The 21,619-nt window shown below is 56.6% G+C and carries 22 protein-coding genes; 6 read left to right on the forward strand and 16 right to left on the reverse strand.

The features are described from left to right. Window positions 1-8: 8 nt before the first annotated feature. From AC6I8V_RS21935 to AC6I8V_RS21945, 3 genes are read right to left on the reverse strand one after another with little or no spacing between them, the layout of a single operon-like run. Complete coding sequence (locus tag AC6I8V_RS21935; protein WP_497845920.1) at window positions 9-665, reverse strand: sugar dehydrogenase complex small subunit; 657 nt, start codon at window positions 663-665, stop codon at window positions 9-11. A 15-nt stretch (window positions 666-680) separates the two neighbouring features. Further along, the gene (locus tag AC6I8V_RS21940; protein WP_497845921.1) at window positions 681-1,157 is read right to left on the reverse strand and encodes a GlcG/HbpS family heme-binding protein; all 477 of its coding nucleotides are present in this window, start codon (window positions 1,155-1,157) and stop codon (window positions 681-683) included. A 42-nt stretch (window positions 1,158-1,199) separates the two neighbouring features. Then, window positions 1,200-1,598, reverse strand: coding sequence for a DoxX family protein (locus tag AC6I8V_RS21945; protein WP_497845922.1), 399 nt, complete (start codon window positions 1,596-1,598; stop codon window positions 1,200-1,202). Between the two features lie 492 nt (window positions 1,599-2,090). On the opposite strand from AC6I8V_RS21945, the gene AC6I8V_RS21950 reads away from it, so the two are divergent. From AC6I8V_RS21950 to AC6I8V_RS21965, 4 genes are all read left to right on the forward strand, one after another. Further along, window positions 2,091-3,068 carry a hydroxyacid dehydrogenase gene (locus tag AC6I8V_RS21950; RefSeq protein WP_497845923.1) on the forward strand — a complete coding sequence of 326 codons (978 nt, stop codon included), beginning with the start codon at window positions 2,091-2,093 and terminating at the stop codon, window positions 3,066-3,068. 3 nt (window positions 3,069-3,071) lie between these two features. Continuing rightward, window positions 3,072-3,764: an RraA family protein gene (locus AC6I8V_RS21955; protein ID WP_497845924.1), complete on the forward strand. Its 693-nt coding sequence runs from the start codon at window positions 3,072-3,074 to the stop codon at window positions 3,762-3,764. A 57-nt stretch (window positions 3,765-3,821) separates the two neighbouring features. After that, a complete protein-coding gene (locus AC6I8V_RS21960; RefSeq protein ID WP_497845925.1) occupies window positions 3,822-5,282 on the forward strand; it encodes an MFS transporter in 1,461 nt (486 codons plus the stop codon). Between the two features lie 555 nt (window positions 5,283-5,837). Further along, on the forward strand, window positions 5,838-6,122 hold the full coding sequence (locus AC6I8V_RS21965; RefSeq protein ID WP_497845926.1) for a hypothetical protein: 285 nt from the start codon (window positions 5,838-5,840) through the stop codon (window positions 6,120-6,122). A gap of 650 nt (window positions 6,123-6,772) precedes the next feature. Here the strand turns inward: AC6I8V_RS21965 and AC6I8V_RS21970 are convergent. From AC6I8V_RS21970 to AC6I8V_RS21980, 3 genes are read right to left on the reverse strand one after another with little or no spacing between them, the layout of a single operon-like run. Continuing rightward, window positions 6,773-8,485, reverse strand: coding sequence for an ABC transporter ATP-binding protein (locus AC6I8V_RS21970; RefSeq protein WP_497845927.1), 1,713 nt, complete (start codon window positions 8,483-8,485; stop codon window positions 6,773-6,775). Next, window positions 8,472-10,229 (reverse strand): ABC transporter ATP-binding protein, encoded by a 1,758-nt coding sequence (locus tag AC6I8V_RS21975; protein WP_497845928.1) that lies wholly within the window; start codon window positions 10,227-10,229, stop codon window positions 8,472-8,474. The genes AC6I8V_RS21970 and AC6I8V_RS21975 overlap by 14 nt, the downstream gene beginning before the upstream one ends. Continuing rightward, window positions 10,216-10,644 (reverse strand): hypothetical protein, encoded by a 429-nt coding sequence (locus tag AC6I8V_RS21980; protein ID WP_497845929.1) that lies wholly within the window; start codon window positions 10,642-10,644, stop codon window positions 10,216-10,218. The genes AC6I8V_RS21975 and AC6I8V_RS21980 overlap by 14 nt, the downstream gene beginning before the upstream one ends. 408 nt (window positions 10,645-11,052) lie before the next feature. On the opposite strand from AC6I8V_RS21980, the gene AC6I8V_RS21985 reads away from it, so the two are divergent. Beyond that, window positions 11,053-11,679 (forward strand): hypothetical protein, encoded by a 627-nt coding sequence (locus AC6I8V_RS21985; RefSeq protein ID WP_497845930.1) that lies wholly within the window; start codon window positions 11,053-11,055, stop codon window positions 11,677-11,679. A 169-nt stretch (window positions 11,680-11,848) separates the two neighbouring features. Next, a complete protein-coding gene (locus AC6I8V_RS21990; RefSeq protein WP_497845931.1) occupies window positions 11,849-12,955 on the forward strand; it encodes a Fic family protein in 1,107 nt (368 codons plus the stop codon). A gap of 38 nt (window positions 12,956-12,993) precedes the next feature. Here the strand turns inward: AC6I8V_RS21990 and AC6I8V_RS21995 are convergent, their stop codons facing one another. From AC6I8V_RS21995 to AC6I8V_RS22040, 10 genes are all read right to left on the reverse strand, one after another. Continuing rightward, window positions 12,994-13,341, reverse strand: coding sequence for a YebG family protein (locus AC6I8V_RS21995; protein ID WP_497845932.1), 348 nt, complete (start codon window positions 13,339-13,341; stop codon window positions 12,994-12,996). Window positions 13,342-13,413: 72 nt separating this feature from the next. Then, complete coding sequence (locus tag AC6I8V_RS22000) at window positions 13,414-14,208, reverse strand: SIR2 family protein (RefSeq protein ID WP_497845933.1); 795 nt, start codon at window positions 14,206-14,208, stop codon at window positions 13,414-13,416. Then, window positions 14,205-14,765, reverse strand: a complete 561-nt coding sequence (locus tag AC6I8V_RS22005; protein ID WP_497845934.1) for a non-canonical purine NTP pyrophosphatase — start codon at window positions 14,763-14,765, stop codon at window positions 14,205-14,207. The genes AC6I8V_RS22000 and AC6I8V_RS22005 overlap by 4 nt, the downstream gene beginning before the upstream one ends. 210 nt (window positions 14,766-14,975) lie before the next feature. Next, window positions 14,976-15,866: an ABC transporter substrate-binding protein gene (locus tag AC6I8V_RS22010; protein WP_497846593.1), complete on the reverse strand. Its 891-nt coding sequence runs from the start codon at window positions 15,864-15,866 to the stop codon at window positions 14,976-14,978. Window positions 15,867-15,874: 8 nt separating this feature from the next. Next, window positions 15,875-16,669, reverse strand: a complete 795-nt coding sequence (locus AC6I8V_RS22015; RefSeq protein WP_497845935.1) for an amino acid ABC transporter ATP-binding protein — start codon at window positions 16,667-16,669, stop codon at window positions 15,875-15,877. Continuing rightward, on the reverse strand, window positions 16,653-17,579 hold the full coding sequence (locus tag AC6I8V_RS22020) for an amino acid ABC transporter permease (protein ID WP_497845936.1): 927 nt from the start codon (window positions 17,577-17,579) through the stop codon (window positions 16,653-16,655). Before AC6I8V_RS22020 ends, AC6I8V_RS22015 begins: the two co-directional genes overlap by 17 nt. Window positions 17,580-17,588: 9 nt before the next feature. Beyond that, the gene (locus AC6I8V_RS22025; RefSeq protein ID WP_497845937.1) at window positions 17,589-18,101 is read right to left on the reverse strand and encodes a GNAT family N-acetyltransferase; all 513 of its coding nucleotides are present in this window, start codon (window positions 18,099-18,101) and stop codon (window positions 17,589-17,591) included. A gap of 9 nt (window positions 18,102-18,110) precedes the next feature. Beyond that, window positions 18,111-19,046: an ABC transporter substrate-binding protein gene (locus AC6I8V_RS22030; protein WP_497845938.1), complete on the reverse strand. Its 936-nt coding sequence runs from the start codon at window positions 19,044-19,046 to the stop codon at window positions 18,111-18,113. A gap of 15 nt (window positions 19,047-19,061) precedes the next feature. Beyond that, entirely contained in the window at window positions 19,062-20,375 is a 1,314-nt protein-coding gene (locus AC6I8V_RS22035) for an LLM class flavin-dependent oxidoreductase (protein ID WP_497845939.1), read from the reverse strand. A gap of 81 nt (window positions 20,376-20,456) precedes the next feature. Continuing rightward, the gene (locus AC6I8V_RS22040; RefSeq protein WP_497845940.1) at window positions 20,457-21,614 is read right to left on the reverse strand and encodes an amidohydrolase; all 1,158 of its coding nucleotides are present in this window, start codon (window positions 21,612-21,614) and stop codon (window positions 20,457-20,459) included. Window positions 21,615-21,619 lie beyond the last annotated feature (5 nt).

The raw sequence follows: 21,619 nt of genomic DNA on the forward strand, positions 1-21,619 counted from the left end.
CGTTCTTGTTATTTGTTGTTGTGCTGAGCCAGCAGCGCCTCGGCTTCCACGAGGGTTTTGGCTTTGCCCTGAATCATCAATAGCCAGGGCGCTTCAGGTTCTTTAATGGTGTTGGCCGCAACGGGCGAACGATCGCCCCATGCGCGGATTTCCGCCGGCATCGGCGGTGCGGTAACGCCAGCCGGTACTTCGGCCCAGTAATCCCCCCCGGCGCGAGCGTAGCTCGGACGGATGGTGTGATCGCGCGTCGGTTCATACATCAGCGCCGACAGGAAAGTGACAAAGTGGGCATCGTCCACCGCTTTGGTGGTGGAAGGATGGCCGGTGTAACCGAGATACCAGGGGGAAATAATGGTCAGCGCGGTTTTCACCTCATCATCATTCAGCTGCGCGACAATCTGTTCACGATCCTCACTGCGCAGCGCATTGAGTCGCGTCATCAGACTGGCGAGCTGCGCCGGAAACTGACTATCCTGCTGGCACAATAACGTCCACAGGCGTTCGGTAATGCCGATATCCAGCCCGCGGCGTCCGGTGAGCAGCTCACTGGCGCGCAGCAGCACGGCTGCGCCACTGTCGGCCGGAGCAGCCAGCAATGGCTGCATCGGGATGGCGACGATGACCGGGGTGGCCATCATCAGTTGTAAAAAACGTCTTCTTTCCATACTCAGACTCTCACGCTAGCCTGCGCTCAGGGCCGACAACGCCCCTTTTGCCGCTTCGGCATCGACATTGCCATCCGGCGTACTGACGCCAATCGCTCCCACCACCACACCGTTGATTTTCACCGGCTCGCCACCCGGCAGCGGCACCACCGCCGGGTTCCCCAGCATCCCAACGTTGCCGTCGGCAATCTTCTGCTGGAAGGTGGCGGTCGGCACGCCGAAAGCGGCCGCAGAGTGCGCTTTCTTCGGCGCCAGCTCGCTGTTCGCCAGCAAGGCACCGTCCAGACGATCAAAGCTAATCAGCTGGCCGAACGGATCGACCACTGCCACCACGCCGCCGATGTTATGACTGCGGATAATCTGTTCCGCTTTCGCCACCAGCGCCTGTGCCTGCTGGTGGGTAAGTACGGAGACCTGAGTGGCGGGCTGTGCTGCCTGAGCGGCGGCGCAGAAAAGACCGCCGCATAGCAGTGCTGTCGGAATTAATTTCATCGGTTATGTCCTGAATTAAGGGGTTTACGTTTTTTCGAATGTTTAGTTGCGGGCGAGGCGGCGCTGAATCAGATGATCGAGACTCCATTTGCCGCCACCGTGCAGGCACAGCAGCAGGAAACCTGCGGCACAGGAGATATTTTTCAGCCACACCATCAGGTGCGCATGGCTATAGCCCTGATAAAACAGGAAGCCAGCAATGACCGAGAACACCGCCATAAAAATCGAGGTGAATCGGGTGAGGAAACCGAGCGCAATCGCCAGGCCACCGCCCACCTCCAGCAGGATCACCAGCGGCAGGAAAAAGCCCGGTACGTTGCTGCTGGCCATCAGCTGCAAGTTGTCGTTGTAGTGCGTAATTTTGTCGAGGCCGGAGGCAAAAAACAGACCGACGGCCATAATCCGTGCGAGGACGGGAAGCAAATCTTTGGACTGAGTCATTATGTAACCATTCTGATACGTTGTTGTTAACGAACCAGACAGTACATTTTAAATCTTTACTAACTTTTACCAATTCGTGCGGCAAAAAATAGCGCTGCTTTTTTGCGCGCTCACGCGGGTGGCATAGTTTTGCCAGTAGCGGGGTAAGCAATTGTTTCTTTTGTAACAGGCACCTGCGCGCTATTTTTGAAGTAGATCACACTATTGCAGTGGGGTTACACCTGACGATGCTCTGGCAGCTAACGCTGATTCCTGTTGTGTTCGGCCCGATCATTCAGCAGAAACCGTTACGAAATGCATCAGTGTTGATGTCATCAAAAAGTGAACAAGTTGTTAATCCGATGCCGGGCGTGTTTTGCGGTGATTTTGCGCAGATTGCGGCGGCGTAAAAACGTCATAAATTCCTGTCAGGAATGAATTCATAACTAACACAGAATATTTTTTATCGTTCTCCGATGCCAGGATGACCCTAAACCCTATCGGAGAATCAACATGACTTATCGCTTTCTCGTGACCACCACGAGCCTCGGCCAGGGAGGCCGTACGTTACTCGCCGACGCCAGTTGCGCCGTGGATTATCTGGACAACGCCAACGATGTGGCGGAAGTGGAACGCCGTATGAGCAGCGTCGCCTACGATGCGGTGATTTCACGTACCGTGGAGCTGAGTGCCAAAGCGATCGCCGCCTGTCCGACGCTGAAGGTGATCTGCAAACATGGCGTCGGCGTCACCAATATCGACGTGGAAGCCGCGACTCAGCACGGTATTCCGGTGCTGACCACGCCTGCCACCAATGCACAATCGGTGGCTGAACTGACGCTGGCACTGATGCTAAATTGCGCGCGCCGCCTGCCTTTCTTCCAGCAGGAAGTGGCCGCCGGACGCTGGACGCGCAGCGGCGACGGCGAAGAGTTGCAGGGTAAAACCCTTGGCCTGGTAGGCTTTGGCGAAATTGGCCGCCGCGTGGCGCGCGTGGCGCGTGCCATTGGTATGCAGGTGGCGTTTTTCGATCCAGCAATCGCGGCAGATGCCGATGTGGAAGGCGCTCAGCGCTGCACATCGCTGGAAGCGCTGCTGCCGCTGGCGCAGGTGCTGAGCCTGCATTGCCCGGTGACGCCGAAAACCCGTCAGATGATCAATGTGAACTCGCTCGCACTTTTGCCACAAGGCGCGATCCTGATTAACACCGCGCGCGGCGAGTTGGTGGACGAAAACGCGCTGGCTGACGCGCTGCAAAATGGACAGCTGCGCGCCGCCGCACTGGATACCGTGGCGCAGGAACCGCTGGCGGCCGATCACCCGTTCCGTCACCTAACCAACCTGATTATTACCCCGCACATTGGCGGTTCGACTCCGCAGGCGCTGGATGCGGTGGCGCAAAGCGCCGCGCGCCAATGCCTGGCCTATCTCGATAACCAACAAATTCACCTTCCTGCCTGCGTAAATCCGCAGGTACTTAACCGGAGTTAACGTATGACTATGCGAAGTGACTGGCCGATTGGCTATTTTATTGGCGAACGTGGACCTGAAATCGATAGCGCGACGCTGGAGGCATTTCGTCAGTTGCCAGCTGCCAATATCGGCGACTCAATGGGACGTAGCGTGGGAGCGATCGGTCTGACCGCGTATCACAACGATCCGCATCTGGTGTTGTGTGGCCCGGCACTGACGGTTAAAGTGCGCCCCGGCGATAACCTGATGATTCACAAAGCAATTGAAATGGCGCAGCCAGGCGATGTGCTGGTGGTTGATGGTTCCGGCGATCTGACCCAGGCACTGATTGGCGGCCTGATGCGCACCTCCGCCCTGACGAAAAAAATCGCGGGCTTCGTGATTGACGGTGCGGTGCGCGATCTCAACGAATGGGCCGAAGGCGGCGTTGCGGTGTGGGCGCGTGGCAATACGTTGCGCGGGCCGTCGAAAGAGGGTCCGGGAGAAATTAATACCACGGTGCAGTGCGCTGGCCTGGTGATTTCCCCTGGCGATTTGATTGTGGCGGATGCCGATGGCGTGATTGCCATCCCGCACGACGAGCTGAGCGTACTGCTACCGCGTGTGCAGCAACATGCCCAGCGTGAAGAGAAGATCCGCGCCAGCAATCAGGCCGGAACCAATGATCCAGAGCGTTTTAACGCTATTTTGCGTGCCAAAGGTTGTCCGTTATAACCACATAACCGAGTCACCTGCGCGTCCATCATTATAAAAACAGTGGAGTACCCTACCGTGCTTAAAAAAATCTCACTGAGCGAGTCGTTACCGCCTCCGATGACCTGGCGAGATAATTTCACGCCAGATGAAGGTAAAGCCTTTGGCGCGCAGCTTTCCGCGCGGCTGGAACGGTTGCCTGCCGCCCGTCCTTTATGGTTAATCATCTTCGCACTGGCCCTTGGCGGCTGGTTCGAAGTTTACGATGTGTTTCTCACCGCCTATATCGGCCCCGGCATGGTGCGTGAAGGGATATTCAGTCACGGTAGCCATAATTTCTTCGATCCCAGCAGCCTTGGGGCGTTTGTTGCCGCCATGTTCCTTGGCGTGTTCCTCGGCACGCTGCTGATCGCCAACCTCGCCGACCGTATCGGACGGCGCAAGGTCTTTATCATTGCGCTGCTGGTATATGCCATCGCCAGCGGCATTATGGCGTTTCAGCACCATCCCTATGCCATCGTGTTCTGGCGCGTTTTCTCCGGGATTGGCGTGGGTGCAGAGCTGGTGACCATTGATGCTTACGTCTCGGAGTTTATTCCGGCGCGTTTGCGTGGCCGTTCCTACGCCTTCGTGCAGGCGATTCAGTACACCTCGATCCCGACCATTGCGTTTCTCTCCTGGCAACTGGTGCCACTGGCGCCGTTCGGCCTCACCGGCTGGCGCTGGGTGGTGCTGTTTGGTTGCATCGGTGCGGTGATTGTCTGGCTGATCCGGATGGGCCTGCCGGAAAGTCCGCGCTGGTTAGTGGAGAAAGGCCGTTATAAAGAAGCAGAAGACATTGTGCGCCGTCTGGAAGCTCGGGTCGCCAAATCTACGGGCGCAACCTTACCCCCGGTGGATGAGCAGACAGCACAACCGGTGGCAGCGGTGGCCGAAGTGAAGAACGAGATGTGGCGCCCGCCCTACCGTCGTCGCACCATCATGCTGCTGGTGTTTAACTTCTTTCAGTCGATTGGCTATTACGGTTTTGCCAGCTGGATCCCAACGCTGCTGGCCGCTAAAGGCGTCACCTTTACCCATAGCCTGCTGTACTCGTTCCTGATTGCCTTTGCCAGTCCGCTGGGGCCGCTGCTGGCGATGACCTTTGCTGACCGCATCGAACGTAAATGGCTGGTGAGTGGATCGGCGCTGGCGATTGCCGTGGTCGGCACGATTTTCTCCTGGCAATCCCAGCCGGTGATGCTGGTGACGCTCGGCCTGCTGCTGTCGCTGGCCAGCACCTGTATGACCTTCTCCTATCGCGCCTATCAGGCCGAGCTGTTCCCGACCCGTTTCCGCGCTAAAGCTATTGGTATGGTCTATTCGGTGAGCCGTATCAGCGGCATGTTATCCGGCTTTACCATCGCCTGGGTGCTGCATGAGATGGGCGTCGGTTCGGTGTTTATGGTGATCTCCACTGCGATGGCTATCGTGGTGTTCACCATCGGCGTCTTCGGCCCGCGTACGCTGAATCGCCGTCTGGAGGACATTGCTTCCTGATTGCGCGCAAATTGCGTAATTTGATCGCAATTAATTCGTCGGGGGATGCTTGCATCCCCCTTTTTTGATCCAGCGCAATAACGTGCCTCTCGTCTCCTGTCAGTTTATTCCTTACAGGGTCTTCACACCCGCATAACAAGAGGATACGAAGATGACAGGTAAAATGACGTTGGCAGGCGTGTTAGTGGTATGGCTGGTGTATGTCGCATGGATGGTGCATTACTACGCGGGAACGTTTTCGTTATTTACACGTTGATGGGCGTATTTTACAGGGTCGCCATTTATGGCGACCCATTTGCGTCGTGACCTACCTTAACTGCTCTATTTCTCAGGAAAACGTTAGATCAATCTCAGTTTCTGATTTCAGCAGAAAATCAATAAAGCCAACCCTGCCCCCAACTCTTCGTTAATAATAAAATTCTTTTTCTTGAAAAAGTGCGAAAACTCTTATTTATTGCTGGAATTTACACGCTGACAGACAATTGAAAATCTGAAAATTGCAGTTATTATGCTTCTCGCCGCCAATTTAGCGACTTCATCTAAATAAGGAAATTTATGAAAACCCTAAATACGTCAGAAATGCAAATGGTTTCCGGTGCCGGACATAACGCCGATGCGATTGATCCCTGGGGTCACAACAGTAATGGTGGTGTGGCTGGGAACTCAAGTGGTAATGGCAATCCCCGCTACAACGATCGCGGAATCTTTCAAAGCCCGTGGCGGCTTCAACAAATAATAACTATGGCTCTGCTGGAAATTCCAGTAGCAACATCGGCGGTCAATGCCAAAAGTAAATACTTATTCCCGGCTATAAGCCGGGATTTTAGTTATGAGGTATGAAAATGAACAAAATTATAAAATTTATCGCAACATTCATCGGTTTCACAGTCGGATATTCCTTTTTGAAAGGAGCGTGTTTAAACAATGGATTCTTCTTTTCGCCTCCGAGAGAGTTATCAGTATTAGTAGTAACTATCTTAACTCTGCTGTCATCAATAAATATAACGTTAAAGATATTTGGGCTTCTAAACATAAAAATACAAAAAAAGACAACATGAAAACAAGCGATCTCAATCTCATCAATGAAAACAAATCAACATTAAAAAAACCAATAAAATTCAGAAACGAGTTATAACGGGAAGATATATATCATGGATAGTTTGTTCAGGCAGGAAGCCATTTCAAAAAGAAGATTCAGTTCCCTTGGTGCAGTGCTCGAAGTCAATTGCTTTCGAAGATCAACGGTAATCGTTGTCACAATATTTATTTTAACTTCAATATTGCTTTTCCTGTGTTTTGCAACCTACACCAAAAGAAATTCCGTCTCTGGTGAGATAACTTCAACTGTCAGGCCGATAAATATATCCTCACAGTATCAAGGTTATATTGCAGAAGTATACGTTCACAGCAGAATCTGATTAGGTGATATTGGCGCTTCCATCGCAATCTGGAAAACTGGCCGTAATGTTTTTCATTCCGGCCAATCTCTATTACTGCGCTTCCTGCGCCAGCCACAGATTGCGATACAACCCATCCTGCTGGAGCAGCGTCTGATGTGTTCCGCGCTGCACAATCCGCCCTTTTTCCAGCACCAGTATCTGCGAAGCATATTCCACCGTTCGCAGCCGGTGCGCCACCATCACCACGGTTTTCTGCTGCGCCAGCCGTGTTAAGGCCTGCTGCACCTGGGCCTGCGACAGGGGATCAAGTAGCGCGGTGGCCTCATCCAGCACAATAATCGGCGGGTCCTTGAGGATCATACGCGCAATCGACAACCGCTGGCGTTCGCCGCCAGAAAGCCGCTGCGCGCCCTCACCCAACGGCGTGTGATAGCCCTGTGGCAGCCGGGTGATAAACTCTTCACAGCTGGCCGCCTGACAGGCTGCCATCACCGCTTCATCACTGGCATCGGGTCGGCCGATGCGGACGTTATCCAGCACGCTGCCATCAAATAGCTGCACATCCTGGAACACATAACCGATACGGCTGTAGATCTGCTCGCTGCCAAGCTGGCTTAGCGACACGCCGCCAAGGGTGATCTCTCCCTCGCGCGTCGGCCAGAAGCCACCGAGCAGATGCAGCAGGGTACTTTTCCCGCTGCCGGAGGTTCCCACCAGTGCGGTGACGCTCCCTTCCGGCACCTGAAAATTGATATCGTGCAGCACGTCCGTGTCTCGATAGCCAAAACGCACCTGTTCGAAGGCAATATCATTGCGCGGCGTCAGCGCCGCTGTGCCGTGCTCCGGCATACCCGGCTGAGCCAGTAACGCATCGACGCGATTCGCCGCCTGCTGCATAACGCGCAGCAGCGTAAAGTACGCGGCGGCATCCAGCAGCGGATCGATCACTTTGAGCGCGACCAGCACAAACAGCAGCCAGGTCAGCAGGCTGATATCCTGCAACTGGAACAGATGCGCAGCGGCCAGAAACAAAATCACCAGCCCGCATTCCGCCAGCAGACGGAACATCTGTACCCCGCCGCCGCCCCAGGCTTCAATCCCCATGCTGGCACGGCGTATCGCGCCAAAGGTCTCATCCAGTTGTTTCAGCATCGGACCGGTACGATTGAACAGCCGCAGCGTTTTCACGCCGCTGATGAACTCCAGCAACAGGCCGGACGCGCGAGCAAAGCGTGCGCCCTGCTGCTGCGTACCCTGAAGCAGGCGACGCCCCATCCACCACAGGAACAACGCCCCCAGCGGCAACGGCAGAATTAATGCCAGAGTTAGCCGCGCATCGACCCATGCCAGCGCCAGCAGGAAAATCAGCGAAGTCGCCAGCCCGGCAATCACTTCCGGCAGCAGATGGGAAAAAATCTCTTCCACCCGACGCATCGCATCGGTCAGCAAAGCACTGGTTTCCCCCAGACGCTGCTGCTGAAAATACCCCAGCGGCAGGTGACGCAGATGATCGGTAGTCTGCTCACGTACGCCATGCATCAGCTGATAACTGCCGAGGAAGCAGCGTAGCTGGCCGAAGTGCGAAAACAGCAGCTGCCCCGCCAGGCACAGCACCAGCGCGGCAGCCAGTTGTCCCCAGAATGCGGTAGTCAGTTGTGACGTTGTCACCTCAGTCAGCGCCCACCAGGCGATAAAAAAGGGCAACACCATGCACAGCTGGGCGAGAAAACGGCACAACATGCCGCTCACCACCAGGCGGCGGCCAGCGGAAGGCTGGCTTAATACGCGTTTAATCAGTGACACAACTCACCTCCTGTGAACGAATGTGCCAGTGCGCCAGCGCAAACTGGCTGTGCCACATGGCCTGATAACGTGCATCGCTGGCAAGCAGCGCCTCATGACGCCCCTGCGCCACCACGCTGCCCTGATCCATCATCACCAGCAGGTCAGCGTACTGCACCGCATACAATCGATGCGCGATGCTGATCACCGTGGTATCGGGACGTGCCAGACGCAGCGCGCGGTAAAATGCCGCTTCCGTCAGCGCATCGGCGAAGGCTGTGGCTTCATCGAGGATTAAAATTGGCGTGTTGGCGACCAGGGCGCGGGCGATGGCGATACGCTGGCGCTCGCCGCCGGAGAGCGTCAGACCACGTTCACCCACCGGGCTGTAAAGCCCTTCTGGTAGCGTATGTACCCAGCTGTCCGCCTGCGCCAGCGTCAGCGCGTTCCACAGATCGACATCGCTGGCTTCGGGATTGCCAAGCCGCAGGTTATCGGCCAGCGTTCCCTGCAACAGAAACACTTCCTGCGATACCAGCGCCAGGCAGCGCGCCCGCATGGCATCATCAAACTGCTGCACATCACATTCGCCGAGCGTGATGCGACCGCTGGACGTTGGCAGCATCCCCGCCAGCATCCAGGCCAGCGTCGATTTCCCCGCGCCAGAGGGGCCGATCAGGGCGTAAAAGCGGCCTGCTTCGATGCGCAGCGTGACGTTATTCACCACCTGAGTTTCGCCATAATGAAAACTGACGTCATGCGCTTCTAACACGCCGGAAGTTGGCACGGGCTGGTCATCACGACCGGCCGGGGTCTGCAACAACGGCATAATGCGTCCGACACCGGAAAAAATTTCCCGCAGCATCGAGCTGAGAAACGTCACGCGCAACAGCGGCTTCAGCAGACCGCTGCCAAGGATCATCACCAGCAACAGCGTGCCAATCGTCAGCGTACCGTGCGCTACGCGCCAGATACCTATCGGCAGCAGAATGAACAGATTCGCGTTAAGGATGACCACAAACGCCGACCAGGCAGGCACGGCGCGACGGGTAAACTGCGCGACCAACTGATGATATGCCGCCAGCCGTTGATGCAGCAGGCGAAATGCCCGCGTTGATTGCTGAAACGCCTTCATCACCGGCACGCCGCGTACATACTCCACCAGCGCGCTGTCCAGCTCAGCGGAGGCGTGATGATATTGCGCCGTGCGCTCCGCCATCCCGTGTGAAAACAGCTTTTGCGCCAGCAGAGCCAGGGGCACCGTTGCCAGCGCCGCCAGCGCCATCGGCCAGTCGAGCCAGAACAGGAACAGCGCCGCGACCAGCGGGCTAAGCAACGCTGCCACCATATCCACGCTGTGGTGGGCGATAAAACTCTCCACGCGCTCAACGTCGTTCAGCACGATATTACGTAACGAGGCGCTGCTGTACGGGCTGAGTTTCAGCAATGGCATCTGCGACAGCGCCTGTGCCAGCCGTAGCCGGGTGCGATACAGCACGCGGAAGGCCGTCAGATGGCTGAAATAACCCGCCAGCGTCAGTAGCGCATATTTCGCCAGCAGCGCCAGCAGCAACCAGCCTGCCAGCGTCACCAGCATACGGGCGGGATCGACCGCCACCGCGGCCTGCCATAGCAAGGCGTAAGGGATCAACTCCAGTACCACGGCCATCGCCGCGAGGCATAACGCCAGCCAGAATGTCCGGGTTTCGCCCTGCATCAGGCTGAGGGTGTCGCGCAAAGGGGAGCGGGATTCAGCGTGAGCCATGCTGATCTCCCGCCGGTTGATGAGCTGACAGCCAGCGATGGGCCTGATTTTCCGCTTCCTGCGCCGTGGCAACCACCTGATAAGGATAGGGAACGGCGCTGCTGGTGAGATAACGCAGCGCTTTGCGCCACAGCGACCGTCGTTTGGCATCATCGGGTTCGACCCGCACCGCCCCGAGGCAAAAGCGCTGCTGTAACGAACGGGTTCGTTTGCCCCAGGCTTTGTACAGGCGGAAGAACTCCGCAGAATCACTCGGTAATTCTGCGCCGCTGAAAATCAGGACAAAAGGCTGCTGGCGATCCAGTATCGCCTGAAGGGCGTCGATATGGTGGCGAGCATCATCAGCGCTCACCCGCTCGGGCATTACGTAAAACACCAATGGCCAACGGCTGCTATCAATCACAGATTCCGCCATGCTGGTCTCCTTGTCAGAACGAACCACGCATCAGGCGGGTTCCGGGGATAAATCCTTCGATCCTGCTACAGCCTAAACGCAAGTTGATGAGAATAATAATCATTATAATCTTTACCGCAAGCAAAAATTTCAGGCTGAAATCGCCAGAGGTGTGCAAAAAGCAAACAGCCAGCGTGGATGCCAAATCGGCTACGCTACTGGGCTTAGGCTGGGGAAAATCGCCAGAAAAAGTACGGATTTTGATTGCGGTTATTTCAGAAAATCAGGGATTTTACAGGGAATAATATCAGCAAAACTTCATATGAATTAATGGCATGAGGATGATTATACTGTCATGAACCCTCGCAGCCACAACCCAACGGGCTGCATCAGGATGGCATAAAATCATGTCGCAGGAGGTTTACTACCATGGAAAGTATTGGTTCTTTTTTTACCACGCATTTAACTCAGGGAGTCAGAAACCCGCACTCCCCAGCCTATGAGATAGACCTTACGCTCAAAGCGTATTGCGCTTATCTTAAGTCAGTTACCAACACCAGGATTGGGTCTCAGGAAATCACCTCCAACAAAGTCAGACGTGCTATCCACAAGAGCCTTGAGCATGTGGAAGTTCTGAGAAGTGAAATCGCCTATTCCGAGCTGAAAATTATTCTCCGCATCAGAGAAATAAAATCACTCGCGCCGATTTCAATTGATCAAGGTAAAAGAGAGCGCCGGATTGCAAAAAATATCATTCACCTGAATGAACGGATACAAAGCGCTTTTAATCAGATATCGATACTTCCCAATCAGTTATCGAATACTGTCGCTGCCAATGACGCGGCAGAACATAAATTAATCCGATTTAACGAGACGATTAAACGATTTATTGATTTCGCCAAAAAAGATACCCCACCGCCCTATGAATATGATTTAAGAACCATTCTTAATACCGGGCATTTCAGGAACGCAAGCGACGGTGATTTACCGCCTTCTTATGACGATGATTCACCCCCTTCTTATGTGGCGTCCCACCGGGAAGTGACCAGGCTTTAGATAATCCCCCTTCTGCTGGCACAGCGGGATCTTCCCCCACTGCGCCAGCGTCATCCTGCCCTTAGAGCGCGGCTGGTCAGTGAGCCGAATATGGTTTATCATTCGACTCATTATGTGAGCCGAATAACAGCCATATTCAACTCACTGGCGAAGATAAGTGAGGTAAATCATGTGGATCTGGCAACAGCCTGACTGGCCGACATTCCACTGGCAGGATGAGAAGCTGCTGCCCCTCCTGCGGCATCTGCAACAGCAGCGCGGCGTACTGTTGGGACGCGCCAGTATCGAGGACAATAACGATCGTCAGACGCTGGATACCTTGCTGACCAATATCCTCTCATCCTCGGCGATTGAGGACGAACGCGTCAATGCGCAGTCGGTACGATCCTCGTTAGCGCGTCGGCTCGGGGTGTCGCTCGATCAGCCCTATCCGGTATCGGAGCGTTCAGAAGGGCTGGCGGCAATGATGATGGATGCCATCACGCTGCGCGATCAGCCTTTGACCCAGCAACGCTTATGCCAGTGGCATAGCTGGTTGTTTCCGGCCAGCGAATGGTCGGTGCAGCGCTTAAATGTCGGGGCGTTACGCGGCGATGAGCCAATGCAGGTGGTGTCGGGACGTATCGATCGTCCCACCGTCCACTTTGAAGCGCCGCCGCGTGCGGGGCTGGACGCACAGCTACAGCAATTTATCGCCTGGTTTAATCATAGCCAGCAGGATGTGCTGCTCGATCCCCTGCTGCGCGCCGCGCTCTGTCATCTGTGGTTTGTGACCTTGCATCCCTTCGATGATGGTAACGGACGTATCACCCGCGCCCTGACCGATCTGGCGCTGGCGCAGGCCGATAGCCAAAGTATCCGTTTGTATGCCATGTCTGCGTCGATTCTGGCTCGTCGTTCGGATTACTATCGTATTTTGCAGGAGACACAGCGCGGGGAGATGGATGTCACCGCCTGGCTGGTGTGGTTTCTGGAGGTACTGAACGACAGCCTGGAACAGGCGTTACAGGTGGTGACACGGACACAACAGAAAGCGCGTTTCTGGCTACGCCAGCAGGGTGCGGAACTTAGTCTGGAACAAACCAGGGTAATCAACCGCTTGCTGGACGGGGGTGAACAGGGATTTGCCGACGGGATCAGCGCCGCGCAGTATCAGAAGGTGGCGAAGGTGAGTAAAGCCACCGCGACACGCCATCTGACGGAGCTGCTGGAGAAAGGTTGTCTGGAAAAACTGCCGGGCGGCGGGCGCAGCACCCGTTATCAGATCAAACATTAAAACCACAACGCCGTCATCTCCGACGGCGTTGTGTTATTTCAGGCGGCTTTTACCGCGCGCACTTTCTTTTCCGGTGCGTCAGCGGGAGCATCTTCCGCGTCTTCAGCTGCCGCTGTTTCCACCGTTGCCGGTTCCTCAGCGTTTACCGGTTCAGGCAGTTTGCTGGTACGCAGGATATGCTGCACCGCGTCTTTCTGCTCAGCCAGTTGCATACCCAGCGCCTCAGCCTGGCTTTCATCCATCTCTGGGTTATTTTGCAGTAGCCAGTCAGTGAAGGCATCGGCCATGTCGAGCATCTTGTCCCAGGCATCCGCGTCTTTTTTATTGGCAAACGTCATTTTCTCTTCACCCTTTCTGACCACAACATATTTGGTTTCGACTGCCATGATGCACCTCGTTAACTGTATTTATATACAGTATATTCCGAATTATCGTTGCCGGGCAACGCTTTTTTCCCGTCAGGCGATCAATTCCTGTAAAAAATCCGCCAGCGCTTTGCGCGGATCATCCTCTTCCGACACGATCATCTCAATCCCCCACTGCCCCAGCACCTCTTTCGCCACCGGATTATTACGGTTGGTGAACAGGTAGGATTTGGGTCGCGCCGAGGCCAGCCCGGTGCGGCCCCACATCTTGGTCAGACGATAAAACAGCAGGCGGATATTGAAATCACTGATGCTGTAACCGACGAACAACACCGAGTTGCCCATCACATCGTGTGTCAGCTTAATATCTAACGGCGAATCAAAATAGAGTCGCTCAAAGTAACTGCTTTCATCGAGAACAATCGAGGTATCATCGTCAAAATCACCATGTAATTTAATGATATGACGCTTATCTTCGGTAAGCGACACCAGGTCCGCGGCGTTCGCCACTTTACTGTACGGCACGCGATGCGCTTCATGCGCCATCTCCAGCCAGCGATCGTAATTGGTGGTGTAGATGCGCGAAAAGTTGCCCTGGGTGATCATGGTATGAATTTCTGAGCTGCGCACATCAATATCCGGGCGATGCCACTCGCGGTCCATCCAGCTGCGTAACGGGCCGAGCGAACCTTTGCGCTGCTTATAATATTCCGCCAGCGAAAGATGCGTGCCGTAGGTATTGAAGATTTTCGGGTCGTAACCCAGTTCGTTAGCGAGGTGCGCGATCAGTTCATGCCACTCCGGCAGGCCCAGGTTACGGGAAATCCCGGCCCCGGCAAACAGGATCAATTTCCCCGCGTCATAGGCGCGTTTCAGTTCCGGTTTCATGCCAGTCCCCGCGATGTTTTGAGAAAAGTGGCGAAGCGATCCAGCGCCAGACGTCGCATGGAAACCTCATTTTTAAGCTCGCCCATCTCGGCAAAAGTTTGCGTGTGCCCTTCCGGGATAAACACGCAGTCCCACTGAAACTCTCGCGGTCCGGCGGCCTCTGCGGCAATGGTGCCGCGGACTTCACCTTCGAACTGATACATTTTCTGGCCGTCGCAATAGCCGAGCACGGTTTTGGCGGTAACGCCCTGGCTATCCAGCCCCTGCACCAGCTTGGTAAAACGCTCGGCCTCCAGCCGGTGCCAGAAAATGCGCGTCAGCCCGGCGGGCAAGCCATTCAGTCCATCAAGGTACAGGCCGGTATGCTCGACAAACAGCGGACGACCGATAATGGAGAAGGCTTTGGTGAGCTTATCGCGCACCAGCTCGACCTCATTTTCGGTCTGGATCTCTTCGATACGGCGTGCGATCGGAATCACCTCCACGCCCACCGGCTCAAGGATGGTACGGACCTCGGCCAGCTTATGCTCATTCGCGGATAGGAAGCGTATTTTCATTGCAACCAGTTGATTTCAAATGGGTGAATAGAAGCGGGTTATTGATTTTATGCCGCAGGATAGCCGCGTTCGGTGACAGTTTAAGGTGATGATGTATTTTAGTCCCGCAGTGCTTGTGAGGATAGTGCAGTTTGTGGTGAATGCAACTCATTGAGTGATAACGGGGAAAGACGATGCGCGCTCGCGCGGCATCGTCAATTGCTGCGGAGATTACTGATAAACAATCCCTGGCGGATTAACCTGCGACGCCGTCACCGCCTCTTCCTGTTCGCCCCAGCGCGCCAGCACCTGCTGGTACTGCCCACTGGCGATGGCGCCATTGATGGCCTGCTGCAACGCCTCATCCAGGCCGTTGCCCTTTTTGGTGGTTACCGCGACCCAGGCACGAAACGGACCGTGACCGACGATACGGGTTTGCCCGCGAGATGCCACTTTCCATGCCGCCATTGCCTGCGGGCCAAAGGTGGCATCCGCCCGCCCGGAGAGCAGCGCAAGGGTGGCGGAAGCATCATCGCTAAGGTAAATCGGCTGCACCGGCGCTAAGCCTTTGGCGCGGTTCTGCGCATCCCAGCTGAGTAAGATGCGCTCCTGATTGGTCCCGGAACCCACAATGATGCGTTTGCCCGCCACATCGGCTGGCCCGGTAATCGCCGTGATCTGGCTGTTGGTTTTCACCGCGAAAGCGTGATTATCGGCGCGATAGGTGGCGAAATCGAACTTCTGCTTACGCTCCTCAGTGACCGCGATATTGAACATCGCCACATCATAACGCCCGGCAGTCAGACCGAGCGGCCAGTCTTCCCAGGCGGCAGGCACCAGTTTCAGCCTGAGTCCGAGGCTGTCTGCCAGCAGACGGGCGATATCCGGGTCGCTGCCAATCAGGGTTTTGTTATCGCTGGCCCACAGGCCAATCGGCGGCGAGTTGCTGGCAGAGGTGGCGACCGTCAGATAACCGGGATTGACGAAATGAAAGCCGGTCGGGATTTTGGCAATCGCCTGCGGATTGGCAGGCGCATTGATCGGCGTTTCGTTATTGCGCGCATCCAGTCTGTCGACGGCGATGGCGGGCGCCGCCAGACCCAGCAGCAACAGCAAACCCATCACCTTCATCACAACACCCTCGCCAGAAAACGCCTGGTGCGTTCATGCCGCGGCTGGTTCAGCACCTGATGGCTGCTGCCCTGTTCCACCACGCGGCCATCGACCATAAACACCACGTTATCAGCCACCTCGCGCGCGAAGCCGATCTCATGGGTGACGATCACCAGGGTCGTACCGGATCGCGCCAGCTTTTTGATCACGTCCAGCACTTCCCCCACCAGCTCGGGATCGAGGGCCGAGGTCGGTTCATCAAACAACATCACGCGCGGATTGAGCATCAGCGCGCGGGCAATCGCAATCCGCTGCTGCTGACCGCCAGAGAGATGGCGTGGCCAGGCATCGGCTTTATGGCGCAGACCAACGATATCCAGCAGTTCTCCCGCGCGACTGATGGCATCCCGCTTCGACAACTGACGATGGGCAATCGGCGCTTCGATCAGATTCTCCAGCACCGTCAGATGCGGAAACAGATTGAAGTTCTGGAACACGTAGCCGACGTTAATGCGCTGGCGCAGAATCGCCTTCTCTTTCAGTTCATATAACTTATCGCCGCGCCGCTGATAACCCACGTAGTCGCCGTCGATCTGGATAAAACCTTCATCGACGCGTTCCAGGTGGTTAATGGTGCGCAACAGCGTTGATTTTCCCGAGCCGGACGGCCCGAGGATCACCGTCACCGAACCCGGCGCCAGCTCCAGCGACACCTCATCCAACGCTTTGTGTTTGCCGAAAAACTTGCTGACGCCAGTGATGCTGATGGCCCCGGTGGTATGCAGATTGCGGTAATCAATGGCTTCGGACATGGGAAAGCTCCTCGTTAGCGGCATCGGTGGCAACGCGATTGCGCCACTGGCGCCAGCGCGATGGTTGCGGTTCACGGGTTACGCTGCGCGCCAGCCAGCGTTCAACGCTGTGTTGCAGCAGCGACAGGACGGTAGTGATAATCAGATACCAGGCCGCGCCCACCATCAGCAGCGGGATCACCTGCTGGGTGCGGTTGTAGATCATCTGAATGGTGTAGAACAGCTCCGGCATCGCCAGCACGTACACCATGGCGGTGCCTTTGGCGAGGCTGATGATTTCATTAAACGCGGTAGGGATAATGGCGCGCAGCGCCTGCGGCAGGATAATGCGCAGGGTGCGGCGCGATGACGACAACCCGAGCGCCGATGCGGCTTCAAACTGGCCGTGATCGACGCCGAGAAAACCGCCGCGAATAATCTCGGCGCTGTAGGCGCTCTGTACCAGCGTCAGGCCAATCACCGCCGCCGGGAATTGCCCCAGCACGTTGATAGTCTGAAAATGGCCCCACGACAGCGCGGTAAAAGGGATGCCGAACGACAGCGTGTCGTACAGATAGGAGAAGTTGTAGAGAATGATCAGCACCACGATCAGCGGCAGCGAACGGAACAGCCAGATATAACCGAACGCCAGCCAGCTCAGCAGCCACGACGAGGAGAGCCGCGCCAGCGCGAGGAATCCGCCCAAAATCAGGCTGAACAGCGTGCCGCACAGCGTCAGCAGCAGCGTTTGCCCGAGACCGTTGAGGATCACCGGATCGAAGAACCAGCGGGCAAACACGCCCCACTCCCAGCGCGGATTAAACGCGACAGATTCGATGACGCTCGCCAGAATAAACAGCGCGACAATCGCCCCGACGGTGCGCGCCGGGTAGCGTGCCGGTACGACGGTTAAGCGTGGTTCGGTTTTCATACTGGCTCCTTAACTGGCGGTGGCGACGCTGTGCACATCAATCACTTTGAAGAAGCGCAAACGCCCGTCATGCGGCGGCTGGCTGTAGACCTCCATATCCTCAAGCAACTCAAACTGCGGCTGATAACCGTGGCCGATATACAGCTTCACCGCTTCCGGCTGGCGGAATCCGGTGGTGAGAAAGATACGCTGATAACCGGCGCGCAACGCACGCCGTTCCAGCTCCTGCAAAATCAACAGCGCCAGCCCCTGACGGCGCAAATCGCTGCGCGTCCAGATGCGTTTCAGTTCAGCGGTATGGTCGTCATAAGGCTTGTAGGCGCCCATCGCGATAATTTCGCCCGCCCGTTCCAGCACGATAAACAGCCCACGCGGCGGCAGATACCACTCCGTCAGCTCCACATCTTTCTGCTTGCGGAAGTAATCGCCATAGCGCGCCTCATATTCGCCGAACAACCCGGTAAGGATCGGTTGCAGCTCTGCCGCTTCCGGCGACACTTCACGGAAAAATTGCTGTGTCATACCGCCTCCTTAATCGCCCAAACCGGCCGGATTGATTTCAGAATGATCAATATGTTCAACGCCTTCCCCCCAGCGATTCAGCACCTTGAGGTAGTCGCCATTCTGCATCACGCCGTTTAAGGCGGTGCTGATGGGTTCCGCCAGACCGCTGCCTTTTTTCAGCGTCACGGCGATATGCGCCGCTTTCGGCCAGCCGCCATCAACGCTGCCCACCAGACGCGTCTGACCGGTCAGCGCCGCCTTCCAGGCGCCAATCACGTTGGGACCGAAATAGGCGTCGGCACGGCCGGATTGCAGCGCCAGGGTCTGTGCGGCGTCATCTTTGGTGTAGATCGGCGTAAAGGGTTTCAGCCCTTTGGCCTGATTCTCTTTGTCCCACGCCAGCAAAATCGCTTCCTGGTTAGTGCCGGAGCCAACAATGATGCGCAGCCCGGCAATATCTTCCGCTTTGGTCAGCGATTTAATCGGGCTGCTGGTTTTGACGTAGAAGCCGAGGGAGTCTTTGCGATAGGTGGCGAAATCGAAGCGCTCTTTGCGTTCTTTGGTGACGGTGATGTTGCTGATGGCGGCGTCATATTTGCCGGACGCCACGCCGAGCGGCCAGTCTTCCCAGGAGGTAGGCACGATTTTCAGTTTCAGCCCCAGGCTATCAGCCACCAGCCGCGCGATATCAACCTCGCTGCCCAGCAGCGTTTTGTTGTCATCACTGAACACCGTCAGCGGTGGCGAGTTCTGGGCTGCTACCGCCACGGTAAAGGTGCCGGGCGTGGCAAAATGGTGTCCGGCGGGGATCTGCGCGACGGCCGCGGCGTTTTTGCTGGTGTTAATCGGAGTTTTATTGGCTTCAAGGCTGACCTGCTGACCGTTAAGCGCCACCTCTTCAGCGATGGCGGCAGCGCTGCTGGTCAGTAATAACAGGGCGATGAGGGCGATCTTCTTCTGCATAGCGGCGACTCGCTTTTATTGTTGTGTGAACTGGTTTTCAGGATCTTTCAGGGCGAAACTGGCGCGCAGCGTCGTGCCGGGGTATTCACGGCGGGATAAACCCCGTTCCTGCAAAATGGGCACCACGCGATCGACAAAACGTTCGAAGGTATCCGGCGTGCCGCCCTGGATAATGAATCCGTCAGTGGCTTCGCTTTCAAACCACAGCTGCAAACCATCCGCCACCTGCTCCGGCGTACCGTGGAACAACGGACGCGGTGTGGCCGCCTCCAGCGCCGCCTGGCGCAGCGTATGGCCGTGCTCACGCGCTTTGCGTTTGATCTCATCGGTGGTGCTGCGGAAGCTGTTCTGGCCGATATCGCCAATCTCGGGGAAGGGTTCATCCAGCGGGTACTGCGAGAAATCGTGGTGATCGAAGAAACGGCCGAGGTAATTCAGCGCATCCTTAATCGACACCAGCGCGGCGGTGGTCTGATACTGGCGCTCCACGTCTTCGGCATCATCACCGACAATCACCCCAACGCCCTGGAAGATATGCAGATCCTCAGGCTGACGACCGTTCTCCTCCAGTTGTTTTTTCACATCGCGGTAGAACGCCTGAGCTTCTTCACGCGTCGGCTGATGGGTGAAGATGGCATCCGCATGGCGTGCAGCCAGCTTTTTACCGTCGTCGGAGGCGCCGGCCTGGAAAATAATCGGACGCCCCTGCGGCGTGCGCGCAATGTTGAGCGGCCCCTGGACCTGGAAAAAGTCGCCATGGTGATCCAGGGTGTGCAGTTTGGCCGGGTCAAAGAACTGCCCGCTCTCTTTGTTACGCACAAAGGCGTCGCCCTCCCACGAATCCCACAACCCTTTCACCACCTGTAAATATTCGTCGGCGATGCGATAGCGCAGCGCATGTTCCGGGTGCTGCTGACGGGAGAAGTTTTTCGCTGACCCTTCCAGCGGCGATGTCACCACGTTCCAGCCCGCGCGCCCACCACTCAGGTGGTCGAGGCTGGCAAACTGACGCGCCACGGTGAAGGGTTCGCTGTAAGAGGTGGAGACGGTGCCCACCAGACCCAGATGCTCGGTGGCACCGGCCAGCGCGGAGAGCAGCGTCAGAGGCTCGAAACGGTTGAGGAAATGGGGAATCGATTTTTCATTGATAAACAGGCCATCGGCAACAAACAAAAAATCCAGTTTGCCCTGCTCCGCCTTGCGCGCAATGCGTTTGGCATAGTCAAAATTGATGCTGGCATCGGCCAGCGCCGCCGGGTGACGCCAGGCGGACATGTTGCCCGATGCGCCATGCAAAATGGTGCCCAGTCGCAGTTGTCTTGTAGTCATATCTTCTCTCCTTAGCCATGACACAGCCTGACGGCAGCCCGCAGGATGCCGTTCAGGAGGTAATCGGTGAAATAAATCGGGTCAGTTCAGGACGACGTCACAACATCGTGCGTTGAGATGCTGCAACGCCTGTTGCGCGAGCTGCGCGAAGTAACTGGCGGCGGGGGCGATTAAGGCTTCGTCCGGGTTGAATCCGCCATGATGCAGACCAAACTCGCTGGCGCTGCCAATGCTGACAAACGCGCCGGGGATCTGTTGTAAGTAGTAAGCGAAATCTTCACCGCCGAGATGCAGGTCAGCGGTCTGCACCTGATAACCGGCCTGCTGCGCGACGCTGCTGGCGAAATTCGCCCATTGCGCGTCATTCTCCAGCACCGGTGGTCCGGCGTGCCAGCTCAGGGTGGCAGCCGCTCCGGCCGCCTGCGCGACGTTTTCTACCAGGTGGCGCACCCGCTGCTCCAGCCGCTGGCGTACCTGATGATCGTGGGTACGCGCGGTGCCGCCAAATTCGACCTCGCCCGGTAACACATTCCAGGTTTTGCCGCCGTCGATGCGGGTCACGCTCAGCACCAGGCTGTCGAGGGTGTTAAAACTACGGCTGGTAAGCGACTGCAACGCCTGAATAATCTGGCTCGCCACCACGATACTGTCCACGCCCTGCTCCGGGTGCGCCGCATGGGCACCTTTGCCGTTAACCCGGATGACAAAGCGGTCGGCATTGGCATAAAACGCCCCGCCGCGGGTGGCGAAGGTCCCGGTTGGCAATCCTGGCTCGTTGTGCATACCAAAAATCGCCTGCACGTCCTGCAATACGCCCGCCCGGATAAACTGCCGTGCGCCGGTGGCGTTCTCCTCGCCGGGCTGGAACAGAATGCGGATGCGTCCCGGCAGCTGCGCCTCCTGCGCTTTCAGTTGCAGCGCCGCCCCCAGCATCACTGCGCTGTGGATATCGTGACCGCAGGCGTGCATCACGCCGGTATGGCGCGAGCGGTACGGCAGGCCCGTGGCTTCGTGGATCGGCAACGCATCGATATCCGCGCGCAGCGCAATCAGCGTTTCACCCTGACCGATTTCGGCCACCACGCCGGTTTCCAGCGGGTAATCCAGCAGACGAATCCCAGCCGCCAGCAGCCAGCCGCGTATCCGGGCGGTGGTCTCCACCTCATGACTGGAGAGTTCCGGCCAGCTGTGCAGCTCACGCCGCCAGTCAATCAGCTGTTGTTGCGAAAATTGCGTCATGCATG

It is taken from the genome of Pantoea sp. X-Soil-TKNS-1207 (genome assembly GCF_059730485.1).